The organism is Paenibacillus tundrae (assembly GCF_030812775.1).
Taxonomy (GTDB): domain Bacteria; phylum Bacillota; class Bacilli; order Paenibacillales; family Paenibacillaceae; genus Paenibacillus; species Paenibacillus tundrae_A.
On record NZ_JAUSTI010000020.1, the window covers coordinates 1 to 18,844 of the forward strand.

Annotated in this window: 8 protein-coding genes; all 8 read right to left on the reverse strand. The window is 47.4% G+C overall.

Annotation, left to right across the window (positions count from 1 at the left end; all coding sequences use genetic code 11):
- Nucleotides 1-655 precede the first annotated feature (655 nt).
- Nucleotides 656-1,207: a GNAT family N-acetyltransferase gene (locus J2T19_RS24355; RefSeq protein WP_307220474.1), complete on the reverse strand. Its 552-nt coding sequence runs from the start codon at nt 1,205-1,207 to the stop codon at nt 656-658.
- A 50-nt stretch (nt 1,208-1,257) separates the two neighbouring features.
- Nucleotides 1,258-2,862: a response regulator gene (locus J2T19_RS24360; protein ID WP_307220477.1), complete on the reverse strand. Its 1,605-nt coding sequence runs from the start codon at nt 2,860-2,862 to the stop codon at nt 1,258-1,260.
- Entirely contained in the window at nt 2,859-4,706 is a 1,848-nt protein-coding gene (locus tag J2T19_RS24365) for a cache domain-containing sensor histidine kinase (RefSeq protein ID WP_307220480.1), read from the reverse strand. Before J2T19_RS24365 ends, J2T19_RS24360 begins: the two co-directional genes overlap by 4 nt.
- A gap of 23 nt (nt 4,707-4,729) precedes the next feature.
- A complete protein-coding gene (locus tag J2T19_RS24370; protein ID WP_145052136.1) occupies nt 4,730-5,578 on the reverse strand; it encodes a carbohydrate ABC transporter permease in 849 nt (282 codons plus the stop codon).
- On the reverse strand, nt 5,575-6,525 hold the full coding sequence (locus J2T19_RS24375; RefSeq protein ID WP_307220486.1) for a carbohydrate ABC transporter permease: 951 nt from the start codon (nt 6,523-6,525) through the stop codon (nt 5,575-5,577). Before J2T19_RS24375 ends, J2T19_RS24370 begins: the two co-directional genes overlap by 4 nt.
- Before the next feature lie 50 nt (nt 6,526-6,575).
- A complete protein-coding gene (locus J2T19_RS24380) occupies nt 6,576-7,910 on the reverse strand; it encodes an ABC transporter substrate-binding protein (protein WP_307220489.1) in 1,335 nt (444 codons plus the stop codon).
- Between the two features lie 504 nt (nt 7,911-8,414).
- Complete coding sequence (locus J2T19_RS24385) at nt 8,415-12,338, reverse strand: non-ribosomal peptide synthetase (RefSeq protein WP_307220491.1); 3,924 nt, start codon at nt 12,336-12,338, stop codon at nt 8,415-8,417.
- Between the two features lie 74 nt (nt 12,339-12,412).
- Nucleotides 12,413-18,844 (reverse strand): non-ribosomal peptide synthetase, encoded by a 6,432-nt coding sequence (locus J2T19_RS24390; RefSeq protein ID WP_307220494.1) that lies wholly within the window; start codon nt 18,842-18,844, stop codon nt 12,413-12,415.

An 18,844-nucleotide genomic window follows, 5' to 3' on the forward strand; every position in this document is an offset into this window, starting at 1 on the left:
CAGCGCCGACATTCGTTCTCGTCAGCAACTTTTATATCTTATCACATCCGAACCAACTTTGCAAGCTCTTTTTTTAAGTTTCTTTCGAAGCTTATGTTGTTTGCTTGCCGCACCGTGTTTCTCGTGTTTTCTTGGCCGGAATTAGAATATACCATGCTGGTTTAATTATTGCAACTCTTTTTTCAAATTTATTTATCTTTTGAGTTTTGAGTCTAGTTTCATTTCGCTTGCTTTCAAACTAGATCTTAGACCACATATACCTAAACATCTCTCGTTCAGCCTATATCAATAGATATAAGCCTACTAGATATTTAAAAGTGTTCTAACGTATTACCCTTCAATAACTTTCTCAATCTCTATTTTGATATAATCCTCGTAATAAAACCTACTAACTTAATCCAATAATATATCTCTACCTAATGAACATAACATTCTCACCATATAATCCTCATTATAGAGGTAAAAGAGATAATAATATGAAGAAGCACACCTTTCTCACATTAATCTGGACTAAGGTAGACCAGGTTGAACTAATTCATCCCCCCATTAGACCGCTCTACTTCACTACACTTTACTCTGTACTATACTAGACTTCACTTTCTCTTACTTCCAATATACCCATCCCGTTACCTTCACATCTTCAACACACTAACTCTTACGCTTGAGATCTAAACCTACCCATTACAATAGTGTCATAGAACTTCCCGTCTGCATGCAATCGATCTCTCCTCATAATTCCCTCGACTTCAAAACCTACTTTCTTATAAAGTTCTACTGCTTTATCGTTCGTACCTAACACGTTCAACGTCATTTTCTCGACACCCGTCGTATCTGCCCAATGAATAGATATCTCCAATAGCTTCTTCCCTATCCCATACCCCCAGAATTCTCTCGCAACACATACACCGAATTCAACCTTGTGAGCAAAGCGTTGTAAGTCCACTCCTTCGCATCTCGCATAGCCTACAATTCGACCTTGTACCACAGCCACGAGAAACAGGTTTCTCGCCTTCTGTGCATCCACTTGGATGATACCCGCAAATCCTGCCTCATCAATGTACGCTTCACCCTGCTCGCGATCCATATTCTCGGTTTCGCCATCAATCTGCACACGAAGTGAGGACAATTCACCAGCATCATTTTCCTCTGCCGATCTGATCGAATAGTTCATTCCTTTTACGTTAAATACCTGCTGTTCAAGAATCATTAAAAATTCCCCCTTTCTCTCCATTACATATACATTCGTCATTGCACTAGCTAGCCAACTTCTGATGGACTCTTACCTGTGAGCATTTTGAACACCTGGCTAAAATATGTCGCATTCCGGAATCCCGTCATCTCACTGACTTCATACACCATGTAATTCCCCGACTGCAACAGCTCCATTGCCTTCTGGACTCGATAGCCGTTCAGATAACTCACAAAGTTTTCTCCACTCACCCTTTTAAATAACTGGCTCAGATATTTAGGATGCACAAAAAGACCCTTAGCGATCGCTTCAAAACTGATCTCTTCAGCGTAATGCAATTCCACGTATCGCTTGACCTGTTCTACGAGCTTATTGCTCTTCTTCTCGCCCATCTCCTTCCTTGTCTGCTCCAGCCAATTATGAATAATGTCGTCTAGCCAGCTTATCAGGTTCTGCAGAGCATACTTCGATTGAATTTCTTGCAAAAAATCACTCATGGCGAGCGGAGGGGTTAGCATCGGATAATGTCGATTCCAACTATGAATCAGCGTATCAAACAGACTCACGGCCACAACCTGCACATCCTGAATCCCATTACAACTCCCTCCATTCAGCAAACTACGGATATGATGCCATACCTCTTCTGCCAGATCAGGCCGGATATCCACCCACGCTTCATTCCATTGTCGCAGCAAAAGCGAGTAATCCGTCACACTAGATTCTGCTGCTTCTGACGATTGATAACGATATACACGGCTGCCTCCCTGAAATTCTGCTGCTTCCAGCGCCTCTCTACTCTCCAGATAAGAATCCATCACCTCGCACAAGTGACCCTTCACACGACCAATTCCAGCACTCAGTTCTAGCTTGAGGTACGTGAAAATCTGATCGATCATCTGCTCCACTAGCGATTGAACCTGTTCAAGGTCATCATTCTCGGCAAATAACAGTAGCACAAATAAACGATCGGAATAGTCTACAATTTCTACCTGACAATCAGGCATATGTGGAATCTGCTCCTTGATGGTCTCCTGAATAATGTCTGCTGCTCCGTAGCGTAGCAACTGCCAATCCCGCTCTTTCATCCGCGTTAGAAATCCAGGTCGATTAAGTTGTAGGCTGATGGCGCGTACTGGGGAGCCCTTACGAATCCCTACATAACTTATACGTTCATCTGGCAGCTCGTCTGCTCGATACCGCGTCGTTAACAATTCATGCAGAAAGTGTTTGCGCAAATAGGGAAGCACTCTTCCTATCTCCTGTTTGTATGTCCGCTCTAGCCGCTCATGCCGCTCCCGTACATCCTGCTCCAGCAATACATCACGCAGCACAGACTCAATCTCCTCTACCTCTGCAGGCTTTAGCAAAAAGTGATTCACACCCCAGCGCATAGCTGCTCGGGCGTTCTCGAATTCATCGTATCCGCTCAGAATGATAATCGGCAGATGAGGGTGTTCCTTCCGCAACGTTTGCGTCACCTCAAGTCCTGTCATTCCCGGCAGATACACATCCGTCATCACTAGATCAGGATGCAGACGATGAAATAGTTCCAGCGCATCTAACCCGTTGGAAGCTGTTCCGGCAATACGAAGACCGAGAGAAGACCAATGAATGTGATCCGTTAAGGCTTTGATAATATGAGGATCATCGTCTACGAGCATGATCGTCTTCATTTGTTTTCACCACCCAACCACTGATTTAGCTGCTCTTCTGTTTCGATGCGCGGCAACGTAATGACCACTTCGACTCCACCAAGCTCACCAACGCCTATACGAACCCCGTAATTCGTACCGCAATAGAGCTGAATCCGCTGATGTACGTTCTGCACGCCTATTCCTGACGTATCTTCCATCCTCCAACCTTCCGGCATACCCTGCCCATTATCCAAAATACGAATTACGATACCTGACGAAACTCGACTCCCTTCGTCTCCAGTCTCTTCATGAATATGCACTCGAATTCGCAGCATGTCTTCCTTCGGATGTCCGTGGATCACGGCATTCTCGATAAAGGGCTGCAAAATAATCTTCGGGATGTAATAACCTCTAACCCGCGGGTCAATCCTTTCCTGATAATCGATGGAGAACGGTAATCGTTCTGACTGAATGCTAACATAACAACGGGCATGTTCTAATTCATCTCGAATATGAATAAACAACCTGCCCCCACTCAGTCCGATTCGCAGGAGCTTGCTAAGCTGTACAATCATACGACTGATATCCTTCGCTTCATAATCAAGTGCACGCCAATGGATCATATCGAGTGTATTGTACAGAAAATGAGGTTTGATCTGTGCTTCAAGTAAACCTGTCTGTGCTGCCCGTTTAGCGCGACTCTCTTCCCGCACCTGCTCCATCAGCGTTGTCAGTTGGGACGCCATATGATTAAAGCCATATGCTAAATGAGCATATTCCTCCGTAAATGAAAGCTGTACCCGGGTCTCAAAGTCACCCTTCTCTAATTGCCGCATTCGTTTGATTAATTGACGAATCGGATGAACAATGCGTCGCACGAATAAACACGCAAGTATTGCTGAACACAATAGACCGATCACAGCAATGACAAGCACTTTCCACCCTGCTTCTCTAACTGGGGATAAGAGCATATGAACAGGGATGGTCTGCACCAAGCGCCATTGAAGCATCGCTGGCCGGGAATACAGCACAAGCTGCGCGCCACCAGATTGCCCGGATACAACTTCGAACCCGTCATCTCCATGCTCGGCATGCTCTTGAATCCAGGCACTGTCGACTAGCGGTATAGCGTTTTGTGCAGATATTGTGGAAGAAGCCTGATCCTCAGGTGCAGAATCACCCATATGCATAATCACGTTACCCGCGGTATCGACCAGCAGTACTTGCCCATCCAACACCATGGGCATATCTGCAAATCGACGCACAATATCGGCACGACTTAACCGAATGAGAACATAAGCTACAGTGTTACCTCGGCCGTTAAATATCCGCTGGGCATACCCGATCAGCGAGTGGCCAGACTCATTTTCCCTAAGAGGCACCCAGGCTCCATCAGCTTGCTCCAGCGCCACAAACCATTCGGCATCAGCAATTGTATTCACCGGGTAAATCCGGTCCTCTGTCGTTATCGTCACACCATTAAAAGCATCCGTGTACAGCTCCACCGACGTAATACCCTCGCTAACGACCACCGTATGATCCAGTATTTTGGATACTTCGCGCCGCTGATGAATCTGGGTCAACCGGCCTTTGCCAGCGGTCTCCAAGAGAGTAGACAGCTCTCTATTGCTGGTCAGTGAGTATGCAGTCCCCGTCACACCTGTTATAAAATCAAATCCTCGACGGGTGCTTTCATTAAGAAGGGCTAATCGCGCCTTGCTAATCTCGGTAAACGTGACTGCGGAGAAGGATTGATACGCCAACCAAACAATGACAGACACCAGCAACAGGTTAAATGCAATAAAGCAAGTCACCATCAACGTGGAGAGCTTGCTTTGTTGCAGCTTCTGATTAAACCATCTGGATAATGCTCGTTTCCTCATGGAATCACTCTTTCGTCTTGGAGTTACCCTTTAAGCCCGGAGGTTGCGATTCCTTCCACGAAGTACTTCTGGCACACGATAAATACGATAAAACACGGCACTAGTGATAGCACTGACATGGCAAACATCGGACCCCAATCCGATTGGGAGCTGGAATCCAGGAACAGACGCAAACCTAGCGGCACCGTGTATTTACTTACATCACTTAGATAGATCAACTGACTGAAGAAATCGTCCCATGTCCATAAGAATGTAAATATCATCGTGGTAACCAGTGCTGGAAACGCAAGTGGAATAATGATCTTGGTGTATATTCTCACTGGACCACATCCATCAATAGTTGCCGCCTCATCCAGCTCTTTGGGAAGCCCCCGGAAGAACTGAACCATGAGGAAAATGAAAAACGCATCCGTTGCCAGCCATTTGGGCACAACGAGGGGTAGATACGTATTCACCCACTCCAGGTGGTTAAAAAGGATATATTGTGGGATCAGCGTGACATGATGCGGCAACATAATCGTCATGAGCATCAAGCCGAAGCAGATCGCTTTGAAACGAAAGTTCAGCCGGGCAAACGCATATGCTGCCATGGAGCAGGAGATCACATTCCCGAGCACAGCACCCAGCGACAACACGATGGAGTTGGTCAAAAAGCGCGAGAATGGATTGCCCTGGATTCCCGACCATCCAGTCATATAATTTTGCCAGTTCCATTCCTTCGGCCAAAACCAGGTTTCCGTAAAGATCATATGTCCTGGTTTGAACGAACTGCCCAGCATCCAGAGGATGGGGTACAACATAACAAAAGCGATGCCTGAGATCAGCACATGTTTGGCAACCACCCACGTAACGGAATTACGTTGTCCGATCATGATTTCCCACCATCCTCATAGTGCACCCACAGCTTGCTACTGCGGAATACCAGCAATGTAAATACCCCGATCAGAACAACCAGCACCCACGCCATTGCGGAAGCATAGCCCATTTGAAAAAAGGAGAAGCCTTTTTTGTACAAATACAGAGAGTACATTAATGTTGAGTTCACTGGCCCTCCGCTACCATTACTTATAACGAAGGCCTGTGTGAACGACTGAAAGGATGTAATGAGTTGCATGACAAGATTGAAGAAGATGACAGGTGATAGGATCGGCAATGTTATATAGAAGAATCTCCGTAAAGGACCCGCACCGTCCACGGCTGAAGCCTCATCATATTCAGGTGGAATCTGCTTCAAGCCTGCTAAGAAAATAATCATGGATGAACCGAACTGCCATACGGATAATAGTACAATTGAATATAGAGCATACTTCGGATTAGCAACCCAATCCGGGGCTTTAATGCCCACCATAGCAAGCACACCGTTAAGTAACCCATCGCCGCCTAGCATTTTGCGCCATAACATGGCAATCGCCACACTGCCTCCAAGCAGCGTCGGGATGTAATACACTGTTCGGTAAATGCCGAGTCCACGTATGCCTTTGTTGAGTAGCATGGCGACAAGTAATGCAAAAATAAGCTTGACCGGTACCGATACGGCAACATAGGTGAACGTGACCTTGAGCGACTGGATAAACAGCTTATCCGATGTAAACATCGTCATGTAGTTGTCCAGACCGACCCAGGAAGGGGCGGCCAGGATACTATAATTGGTAAAGGAAATATACAACGATACCAGCATGGGACCTAGGGTCAGAAATAACAATCCAACAAGCCATGGGGCGAGAAACAGAAGGGCAGCTCCGTTATGCGCGTATCTTCGTTTCACTCGCCGGGTGGCTACATTCTCGATTCGAGCTTGACTGACCTGTGATGTAGTCATCTTATCGCAACCTCCCCGCAGAATTAGAAAGTCTGGAACAGCTTCACTCGTTATTGACTCGATCCAAGCGTTGCTTTGGCACCTTCAATAAACTGGGCAATGACATCCTGCATGCTGCCCTGACCAAAGGCGATCTGCTCGCTTGTGCTCTTGAAGCTTGTGTCCACCTCAGCGAATCCTTGCGGGTATGGCGGGTCGATCTCACTGGAATGCTTCGATACGGTATCAATGAATTGGAAAATAGCTTGTTCTGCTTCTGGCAATGTTGGTTGCATCTGCTCACGAATGCTTGCGTTGACTGGCACACCACGTTCTGAGCCTAGAATTGCCGTTGCCTCTGGGTCATTTACCATAAAGTCAATGAACATAGCGACTTCCTTTGGATGCTTCGTTTTGGCATAACCGGAGAGAAATTGACCTGGTTTCAGGTATTCGCCGATTTGCTTTTCATTCTCGCCGTGAGGAAGTACTTGGATGGCGATTTTATGATCCTGATTTTTGTTCACCTGCTGGAACGTCAGCAATTGGTTAGACCATGCAAAATCCATTGCCGCTGTTCCGAGTGAAATCGGTCGTGTCTCCAGTGCATTCGTTGTGGAAGCCGTCACCTCCGCAGAAGTTGCGCCTCCACTCTCACGTAGGGCAGCCCACATCTCAAACCACTGCTGTAACTCCTCATTCGTCGCTGTGATTGTGCCTCCGTCAAACAACCCTTTTCCCGTTTGCCGGATAAATACTTCAAACATATTCGTTGCTCCAGAAATATCTGCAGAGCCGTAGAATCCATCCCCTTTGGCTGCAGCAATCTTAGTCGCAATATCTTCAAAGTCCTTCCATGTCCAGCTCTCCTGAGGCTCTTCAATACCTAACTCCTGGAATACGGTAGCATCATAAATGACACCTGGTGCGTTGACTCCTAGGGTAATTGCGTACAATTTATCATCAATCGATCCGGCTGTGATCATACTCTGATCATGATCCTTAGTCCGCAGCTCTTGGCTATCTGCATACGGCGTCAGGTCAAGCAAGGCACCACGCCGAGCAAAATCAGTCAGAAACGCGTAATCCATCTGTAGGATATCTGGGGCGTTAGAACCGGCTACCTGCGTGGTCAGCTTATCAAAATAACCATCCCAGCCTGAATATTCAGGTTTAATGGTGATGCCCGGATGCTTCTCTTCAAATAATTTGATCACTTTGGTTGTTAGATCATGTCTGGTCTGTGATCCCCACCAGGTCATACGAAGTTCAATCTTACCTGAGGTATCTCCTTTGCCTCCTTCGTCAGAAGAAGCCGTTGTACCGGAAGACCCTCCAGAACAGGCTGTAGCGAACAATAACAGGGACAGGCAGAACAGGGTTACCCACTTTTTCGTAATCATCATGAATGAAATTCCTCCCCTTTTTGCATTTATGAAATCGCTTACAAAATCTATTGTAACGATCCATTGCCGCACATGACATAAACAAAAGTAAGCTTTCCTGTCAAAAAAGTAAGGGGTTATTACATCAAGTGGAATTCGAATCACACATGAGCTTCTGCATCTCTGATAAGATCAGCTGTGTATTTAGGTGGAGGTTAATCTTCATGGATATGGTATTATAGCAGGTTCATTTAATCAATAGGTTCAAGGCATTTTCAAGAGATAGGTCATCCGAAAAGAGAAAAAAAAGATACCCACAGCCGCCGTAGGAAATACGACGGGGCTATGAATATCTCTGGTAATTGAGATAATTGAGATAACTCAGGTAATTTTAGGTGACTTAGTGAAATTAAATGATAACTATGGATTACATAGATTCTAGAGATCTATTATCTCAAAATTCTCTATTTATCTAGAGTAATTAATAATATCTGAGGATTCTGAGTACCCTAACCTACCTAGTGCCTACGAGTGCACCATCATAACAAAGTGATTCAACCTTTCCGCGATAACATGGACATGCGGTGTAGTTACAATCGAAAAATGATTACATGCCAATTCCTGTGCATACACCTTGCCTAGACTCAAACCATGCCACCCCGAAGGATGAATAACTTGATGCGTGTCTGTCGGTTGCGAAGCATACCATAGATGAATATCAGTCCGTAGTTTACCTTTCAATATATACTTCTCAATCGCTCTTTGGTTCACAACCATAATGCGTGCATTGCGAGTCATCTGCTCCATTGTCAAACCTGGCGGAAGCCTGTTCCACTTCTTGGCAAGTGCATAGATCTGCGCCAGATCATGTTCTTCGACCTCGCCATCCAGCATTTCCATGGTCAATCCAAGTTGTGTTGCCGCACACATGCTGAGCGATGGAACTGAGGTGGATCGAGAGTCTGCTCCTGCTTTTATCGCTTCAGCAGGGACATCGACGATACCCAGTAGTGCCACTTCATCCCCTCTTTGTTCCAGCAGTCGGGTGATCTCTACTGCAATGTAACCGCCGAATGACCAACCTAAGATATGATATGGTCCATGGGATTGAACCTGATCCATTTCTTGCAGATAGGCTTGAGCCATATCTTCAATTGTCGTTAAAGGTGTCTCTTCCGAGTTATACCCTCGAGCCTGTAAGCCATAGACCGTTACATCATCCTCCAATTGACGTACCAGATCCAGATAACCAAGCACATCCCCACCTTGGGGGTGGATCACAAAGAGGGTTTTCTCCCCTCTTCCTGCCTGCAAAGGAACACGAATCTGATTCGTCTCGTGGATGATCCCTTTCTGAATACTGACTGCCAATTGAGACAATGTTGGGTACATGAATAGCTGCTTCACTGCCAGTTGCACGCCATACGATTTATTGATTTTGCTAATCAACTGCATGGCTTTTAACGAATGTCCGCCTAACTTAAAGAAATTGCTATTGGACCCAATCGGGTTGCCTGGCCCGAGTACCTCCACCCATAAGTCGCGTAGCCGCACCTCATCTTGGGTTAGCTCTGTATCCATCGTAGCTTCATCTTCCCATACAGGGTCGGCCAAGGCTTTACGGTCAATTTTATTATTCGGTGTGAGCGGGAACTTTGGCACAAACACCCAATGGCTTGGCACCATATGAACAGGTAATCGCTCCTGTGCATACTTCTCCAGCGGTTCATAATCCCACGCATAATTTTCTTTAAGCACCAGGTAAGCAACCAATGTCTGGTCTCCCAGATGGTTGGCTCGCGCATCCACCAACACCTCATCCACATGGGGGTGCTCTGCGAGCGTTGCCTCCACCTCACCGAGTTCAATCCGAAATCCACGAATTTTCACCTGATAATCGGTTCTTCCTAAGAATTGAATACTTCCATCCGTATAATAACGTCCCAGATCACCGGTCTTATACAGTCGCTCATTCGTATGAAAGCAGGATTCTACGAAACGTTCAGCGGTTAAATCAGGTTTATTCAGATACCCAAGAGCTAGTCCCCGACCAGCGATATAGATTTCACCCTGCACACCAACAGGTACAGGTTGGAGATACTGATCCAATATATATACACGACTGTTGGTAATCGGTCGTCCGATGGAATCCGGCTGTTCCACTCGGTATTGATATACAGTGGCTGCTACAGTTGATTCAGACGGACCATATGAATTATACATCCGGTTATGTTTATTATATTTTTCAATCAGCTCTGCGGGGCACTTCTCCCCAGCTACAATCATCACACGTAGATTCGCAACCTCTTCTTCCTCCAATGTGGCAAGAACAGAGGGTGGGAATGCCCCGAATGTAATATGCTGTCTTTGCAAAAATGCTCCGAGATCTTCACCGCGCTGATAGATATGAAGACTTGCCCCAGACAGTAGAGCCGTCATCGTCTCGAACACCGATCCGTCGAAGCTGAATGATGCAAACTGCATGACATGATCCGCAGGTGTTACTGCGAAGGTTTCGATATTGTCGATCGCTAGATTAACAACACTACGATGAGCAATCATTACACCCTTCGGTTTCCCTGTTGAACCTGAGGTATAGATCACATACGCCATGCTGTCTGAGGCCACCGTAGATTCTATATCCTTGGTAGACTCCAGACTAATCTGCTCGTACTCACGATCCAGACAAATGACGTTCATCGAATCCATTGATAGATGTTCCAGACCAGCACTGTTGATCACCATCGTATGTGGACTAGCGTCCTGAAGCATGTAAGACAACCGCTCTGCAGGGTAGCTAGGATCTATAGGCACATATGCTGCACCCGCTTTGAGAACAGCCAGAATGGTTACAACCATCTGCACAGATTTGTCGAGACATATCCCTACAAGATCATGTTCACGCACACCACGCTCCTGCATATACCTCGCCAATTGATTGGCTTGCTGATTCAACTGAATATAGGTTAGTTGCATTGCACCACACGTGACGGCTAGTGCATCCGGAGTTTCCTTCACCTTTTGCTGCCACAACTCATGAATGCTGATCTCTGGAATATCACGCTCTGTATCATTCCATTCCACAAGCTGCTTATGCAATTCTTGCTCAGATAGTATAGGGAGATGACCGACTGCCTCATTAGGCGAATGAACAATACTCTGTAACAACACGCCAAAACTATCGGCCATTCTACCTATGGTCGCCTCTTTAAATAGATCAGCATGATATAAAAAAGTGCCTTTTACACAATCGCCCTGCTCCTGCAGGCTTAACGTCAGATCAAAGGAAACCGTATCGACCTCCGGTTCGAGCTCAACCAGCGATACGCCTGCCATATCAATCGAAGCCTCCGCAAAGGATGCCATGCTGAAAAAAACCTGAAACAGCGCATTATCGGTCATAGAACGATCCGGCTGCAGTGCCTCTACTATTTTCTCAAAAGGAACATCCTGATGGGCATAAGCCTCAATCGTATTCTGCTTCACCTGCCGCAAATGCGATCTGAAACTGATGTCCGCAGAGAGCTGCGAACGAATAACGAGTGTATTGGCAAAAAAGCCGAATACCCCTTCGAGTTCCTCTCGATTCCGATTCGCATTCACTGTACCTACTGAAATATCAACTTGCCCACTATACCGCTGTAGTAGTAGCTTAAAGGCTGTCAACATAGCCATATATAGCGTTGCGCCTTCTTGTTGAGCTATTTGTCTTAGCAATTGAATCAGAGATGAATCCACGGTAAATTCCAGTTTTCCGCCACGGGCAGACTGAAAAGGGAGTTTAGGTGCATCGGTTGGAAGCTGAAGCACTTCGGCTCCCTTGAGTTTATTTTTCCAATAGTCCAACTGGGTGTCTAATAATGTTCCTTCTAATAGTTCACGTTGCCACATCGTATAGTCCACATACTGTAAGGGTAGATCAGGGAGCGGTGAGGGCTGATGAACAAGGAAAGAACTATATAGTACCCTCAATTCATTCATGAGTACATTCATGGACCAGCCATCAGAGATGATATGATGCATCATGATTGAAAAAACGAACTTCTTAGGCTCCAACGGGATAAGCACCGCTCTGAACAGTGGCCCCTCCGACATCTCGTAAGGATCAGCTGCTCTTCTCGATATCCAGTCCACAGCAGCCTGCTCATCCGCATGGGTCAATTCAATGACATCGACACAAGAGTGAAGTCGTTCCGCCACACATTGGACGGCTGCTCCTTCTTCTTCTCGGAAAAACGTCCTTAGTGATTCATGCCTATCGACCAATTCTTGAACACTGCGTTGTAGCACATCTAGGTCAAGCTCTCCTTCTAGTCTCCATAACGAATTCATATGATAAGCGGAACTATCCGGGTCAAGCTGTTGAATAAACCACAGTCTCTGTTGGGCAAAGGATAGTGGAAAGACGTAGACATCACCATGCACTTCATCACTCCGATGTGTATTCAATACAGTTCCTCCTGTCGCTAGGTTTAGAAGGTTATTCAAAAAGTCCGCTTTGGCGGACTTTTCGAACATACACTTTAAGGCTGAACAGTTTGGGCTTTCCGTGATATGCGTTTGATTGGAGTAAGTGTGCTGGAGGCAAAAGGTTGTTGCTCTACCTTACCTGCGAATGCTTGTAGAATCGGCTGACCAAATAAATCGGCTAACTTGGCGTCAGTGCCCTGTCTGGCATTCAATCTGGAGATCATCTGTACAGCAAGGAGCGAATGTCCCCCAAGTGCAAAGAAGTCATCATGAATCCCTACTCTGGATACACCTAATACCTCTGTCCAAATTTCGGCAATCACCTGTTCCATCGGGCTCTGGGGAGCGACGTATTCCTTCACGCCATAAGCCTCATCACCAACTGGATCAGGTAATGCTCTGCGATCTAACTTCCGGTTCGGAGTCAATGGGAACTCGTCCATTACCACCCATGCCGATGGAATCATAAAGTGCGGAAGCTTGCGTTTGACATGTTCTCTTACATCCTCAATCACAGGAACCTGAGTATCCCTTCCCGTCAAATAAGCGACCAATTGCGAACCATGCTGCTTGGTTTCTTTCACCAATACGAGAGCTGTCTGCACGGATGGATGGCTCGATATAACAGACTCAATCTCCCCAAGCTCTATTCGGAACCCTCGAAGCTGCACCTGATGATCTACCCGGCTGACAAACTCAAAGGAAGCATCCTCATTCAATTTCACCAAATCCCCTGTCCGGTACAGCTTTTCTCCAAGCTGGAATGGATGTGGAATAAACTTCTCAGCCGTTAATTCCTCACGATTCAGATAACCAGCAGCAACGCCAACTCCGCCAATGTACAATTCTCCAGGAACACCAATCGGAACCGGATGAAGCTGTGGATCTAACACATATAACGTGATATTCGGTAATCCCCACCCAATGGATGGAGCTTGATTATTGGTCTCACGACTAGCCACACATCCTTCTGTACTAAGGATAGTACACTCGGTTGGCCCATAAATATTAATATATTCGAACGGAAGATCTGCAGGTGGACGAAGCTGAAGACGGTCTCCACCCACCATAATAGATCTGAATACACCTTCCTGAGGCCACGTTAAATCAAGCAATTGCTCGGCAATAACCGGTGGCAAAAAACAACCTATCGTGATGCCTTTATTCAGGAACCACTGTTGTAATACCTGTGCATCCATAACGACTTCCTGCTCCATCAGATGAACACTGGCACCCGCGGTGAGGAACGGCCACACCTCTAGCAACGAAGCATCAAAGCCCATTCGTGAAACCTGCGCGCTTCGATCCGAAGGTGTAATACCGAAGCGTTCGTGATGCCAGAAGATCACATTTAGCAACCCTTTGTGTTTCAGCATAGCTCCCTTCGGTTTGCCCGTTGAACCTGAGGTATAAATAATATAAGCAATGTCATCGGCAGTGGATGCTGGCACAGGATTTCCGTGATTCCCTTGCATCCATGGCTCACTTTGATCTACGTAGATGACTTCAGCTACAGTTGCCGAAGGCTGATCCATAAGGGTCGTTCCTGTAATCAATATTCCTACCTGGGCATCCTCCATGATGAAACGAAGCCGATCCTCTGGATAGGTTGGATCCAGCGGTACATAGCATGCACCTGATTTGAATACAGCGATCATGGCGATTAGCCAGTCTGCAGAACGCTCCATGCAAACACCGACATTCATTCCCCGTCTAGCACCTCTGTTACGCAGCTCATGAGCCAGTTGATTCGCCTTGTGGTTTAATTCCCCATAACGTAGCTGCTCGTCTCCGTCCGACATGGCAAGCGCATCAGGTGCTGTAGCGGCTTGTGCTTCAAACAGTTCATGAACGCAACGTTCCCATGAATAATCACGTTGGTTCTGATTCCATTCAACAATGAGCTGATGCTGTTCTTCCTTGGATAGAAGTGGAAGTTCATTCATTGCTTGATCCGGATTCGCCACAATTCCTTCTAATAGGATGTGAAAATGCTGTACGAGTCGCTTCATTCCTGCACCAGCAAACAAAGCCGTGTTATAGATCAGGTCACCACCCAGCCCTTGCTGCTTCTCCTCCATAATAAGAGAAAGATCAAACAGTGCTGTATTCCCCTGAAGCTCAATGGAATGTACATGAACATCAGGAATACTGAAATCATCTGCAGGTGTATTTTGCAAAGTAAAGAGTACTTGAAATAATGGCGTATGACCGGTGTCTCGATCAGGCTGCAATTCTTCAACAAGCTTCTCAAAAGGAACATCCTGATGCATATAAGCCTGTAGCGCCGTTTCCTTCACTTGGGTTAATAATTGGCGAAAGCTCATGTTACCTGCAAATTGAGATCGAAGTACAAGTGTATTGGCGAAGAAGCCAATCAACCCTTCGGTCTCCTCCTGATTCCGGTTAGCAATTGGTGTACCCACGGCAATGTCATCCTGTTGGGTGTACCGATGCAGTAGGACTTTCCATGCAGATAAAAGTGTCATATATAACGTCGTGCCTTCACGGCGACTCAACTTCTTCAGTTCAGCCAGGAGGGGCTCGGCAATATGGAATCGTTCCGTTGCGCCTTCAAATGTCTGAGCAGCCGGACGAGGATAATCCGTTGGCAATTGAAGAATGGACACATCCTGTAGCTGCTGCCTCCAATAGTCCAGTTGGCGATCCATCACACCTTCACCAAGCCACTTCCGCTGCCAGATCGCATAATCTGCATATTGAATCGGAAGTTCTGCAAAAGGCGCAGCCTCTCCGAGCAAATGAGCTGTGTATAGTGCACTCAACTCTCGGATGAAGACACCCATAGACCATCCATCGGAGATGATATGGTGCATAGTCACCCCCAGCACGTACTCTTGAGGCGCTAGCTGAACTAAGACTGCACGCAGCAACGGTCCCTGACGCAACGAGAATGGCTGGTCTCCCTCATCTGTAATCCAATGCATTGCTTGTTGGAGAGCATCCGGGTGATTTTGCAGATCCATATAGGTCAGCACTGACGGGATCTCAGGCTGCACTACCTGTAGCGGTTCGTTTCCTTCTCCCGAAAGAAAGGAAGTTCGTAGTGACTCATGCCTTTGAATCAGATCATGGATGCTGCGCTCCAGTACCTCCCGTTGAACAGAACCATTCAGACGCCAGAGGGAAGGGATATGATAATTTCGGTTTCCCGGATACATTTGCTCAAAGAACCACATCCGCTGCTGTGCAAAGGATAACGGTACATTCTGTTCACGCGTAACATCCACCATACTGGATGTGGCAGCAACATCCTGCCCACCTTCTGTACTGCGGAGCTCCTGAATCCGCTTCGCCATCTGAGAGAGCACTGGACGTTGGAAGACTTGAGCAAGTGGATACTCGATGCCAAACAACTTCTTCACCCGAGATACGATCTGTGTGGCTAAGAGGGAATGACCCCCAAGCTCGAAGAAATGATCATGCGCACCAATTCGCTGTAACCCCAACACGTCTGACCAGATTCCCGCCAGCATCTCTTCCACCGGATGGCGCGGAGCCACATAATCCTGTGCGCCATACAGCTCACTTAGCGTTGGTTCAGGCAGAGCTTTCCGGTCCACCTTGCCGTTTGGTGTTACAGGGAACTGGTTCAGTACCACCCATGCCGCAGGCAACATGAATTGCGGCAGCTTGGGCTTCATATATTCACGTAGCTCGTTGACGATTACAGCATTGGCTTTGCCACGGGAGGCCTCCGGCTGGGTTGCAATATAAGCGACCAGTTGCTTTCCTGTTTCGCCGATCTCCCTCGCCTGTACAATGACGCTATGCACTGCTGGGTGACCCACTAACACCGACTCGATCTCACCCAATTCGATACGGAATCCCCGAATTTTCACCTGATGATCCGCACGACCGATGTAACTCAAGGTGGCATCCGGGTTGTATTTCACCAAGTCACCCGTTCGATACAAACGCTCCCCTGCCCGAAACGGATGTGCCACAAACTTCTCGGCATTCAGCTCCTCCCGGTTCAAGTACCCGATAGCGACCCCAACACCGCCAATGTACAACTCTCCTGGTACCCCGCGAGGTACTGGGTTTTGGTGGGTGTCCAATACGTACAATTGCGTATTCGGAAGTACTCCACCAATCGATGGAGGGGTAAAGCTACCATCCTCCGCCTCTACCGTAGACACGGTGCTGAGAATCGTACATTCCGTTGGCCCATAGATATTCACGTAATCAAAGGTGAGCTGCGCTGGTGGGCGCATTTGCAGTCGTTCACCCCCTGCGAGCAGTGCTCGCAATGCCGCATCCTGCGGCCAGGTGAGTGGCAGCAGTTGCTCTGCCACCACAGGAGGCAAGAAGCAGCTTAGTGTGATCTGCTGATCCAGCAGCCAGCGTTGCAATCCCTCGGGGTTCAGCACGATCTCTTGCTCCATCAGATGCACACTGCCTCCGGAGCAGAGCAGCGGCCAGGTTTCCAGCAAGGAAGCATCAAAGCCCATCCGCGCGATCTGAGCGCCGCGGTCTGCTGGGCTTGTTCCAAACCGACCTTGGTGCCACAAAACAACATTCAGCAAGCCTTGATGACGAAGGATTGCACCCTTAGGCTGTCCTGTAGAACCCGACGTATAGATTACATAGGCTGGATCTTGCGCAGTTGCCCATGGCTCTGGATTAGCTCTGTACTCACTGATTTCACCGTTCTCGCCGCTATCCAACATCCACCAATCCGATTCCCGATCCAAACAGAGCACCTCTACCTCTGACTCTACGGTTAGCCGGGTTAGCACTTGTGAATGAGTCACCAACAGCGGAACATTGGCATCTGCCATCATGTACGCCAGTCGTTCCTCTGGATAGGTCGGGTCGAGCGGCACATAGCAGGCTCCTGATTTGAACACGCCAAGCATGCCAACCAACCAGTCAACGGAACGCTCCGTGCAGACTCCCACATAACTCCCCGGACGTGCACCCCGCTTACGGAGAGTGTGCGCCAAGACATTCGCCCGTTCATTCAGCTCACCATACGTGATCTGCCGATCCTTATCCGTTGCAGCGAGTGCTTCGGGCGCTTTAGCCGCTTGCTTTTCCACCAGCTGGTGCACAAGACAGCTCCAATTATAGGCTCGATCCGTCTCATTCCAATCGACCAGTAGCTGCTGGCGTTCTGCAGCAGTCACCATGCCTAACTGAGCAAGTGAACAATCCGGCGTTGCCGCCATTTGGCGCAGCAGTTCCATGAAATGACCGGATAAACGCTGAATCCATTCAGCATCGAATCGGTTGCTTTTATACATCACCTTCATATGTAACTCCGACTCTGCTGGCGAGAGAGATACGGTGATCGGAAAGTTCGTTTTCTCCGTAGCCTTGATTTCCGTAATCCTTACCAATTCCTCACCTGGCTGGTCGTCAATCGGTGTAGGATAATTCTCAAAAACAAACAATGTCTCGAACAACGGTTGATCCTGCGGTACGTCGGTCCAGTTACGAATATCTACGAGAGAGGTATGCTCATACTGTCTAATGGTCGACTGTCTATGATGGACAGATTGAAGCCATTTACGAACAACCTGCTCTCCATCTACTTGGATACGTAATGGTAACGTATTAATGAAGAGGCCTACCATATACTCAGCACCTTCAAGCTCTGCCCCACGTCCTGAGCTAGTTACGCCAAACAGAACGTCCGATTCCTGGCTGTACCGGCTCAGCATAAGAGCCCATGCACCTTGAAGCACGGTGTTCACCGTGATACGGCTCTCTGTAGCTAGTTTTTTGATCGCAGTAGTGTACTCCTCTGGAATGGTTAAGTCATGCTGAGCAGATGAAGTCTCTTCTTCCGCACTTCCGCCAAGGTTCATTCCGAGCTGAGTTGGTGAATCAAAGCCCTGTAACTCCTGTTTCCAGAACGTCTCAGCCGCCCCAGCATCCTGATTTCGAAGCCAATGAATGAAGTCTCTATAAGGACGCACCTCTGGTAACTGCATATGTTGCCCACGTACCAATGATTGATATATGTGAAGCAACTCTGCCTGTACTACAGAGAAGCTCCACCCGTCAAATAACAGATGGTGGCACATCCACACCATATTGTAGCGTTCTTCTTCCCACTGAATGAGGGATACTCGCATTAAAGGAACCTTTTTTAGATCAATACCTCGCTCCTGATCCTCGGTAAGAAAACGTGCCAGAGCAGCTTCTCTGTCTGAAGTTTTAAGCGCTTGCCAATCATGCCGTTCAAGTGTGATCCGTGCCTGGCGATATACAGCCTGCAAAGGTTCTGCTGTGCTATTCCATAGAAATCGGGTTCTGAAAACTGAGTGCCGCTCAATCAAAATGTTCCAAGCGTCCTCCATCATGTCCAGGTTCAGCGAACCCTCCACTTCAAGATTAATCTGAGTAAGGTACGTATCGTTAGCCTGTATACCCTGATCGTACAGGGAATGGAACAGCATTCCCTGTTGGATCGGCGACAGAGGATAGATATCGACAACATCTTTGTTCTTCAC

Bases quoted from the DNA above. Each gene is read 5' to 3' on its own strand.
- J2T19_RS24365 (WP_307220480.1), bottom strand. From the start codon at position 4,706: ATGAGGAAACGAGCATTATCCAGATGGTTTAATCAGAAGCTGCAACAA.
- J2T19_RS24375 (WP_307220486.1), bottom strand. From the start codon at position 6,525: ATGACTACATCACAGGTCAGTCAAGCTCGAATCGAGAATGTAGCCACC.
- J2T19_RS24355 (WP_307220474.1), bottom strand. From the start codon at position 1,207: ATGATTCTTGAACAGCAGGTATTTAACGTAAAAGGAATGAACTATTCG.
- J2T19_RS24380 (WP_307220489.1), bottom strand. From the start codon at position 7,910: ATGATGATTACGAAAAAGTGGGTAACCCTGTTCTGCCTGTCCCTGTTA.
- J2T19_RS24370 (WP_145052136.1), bottom strand. From the start codon at position 5,578: ATGATCGGACAACGTAATTCCGTTACGTGGGTGGTTGCCAAACATGTG.
- J2T19_RS24360 (WP_307220477.1), bottom strand. From the start codon at position 2,862: ATGAAGACGATCATGCTCGTAGACGATGATCCTCATATTATCAAAGCC.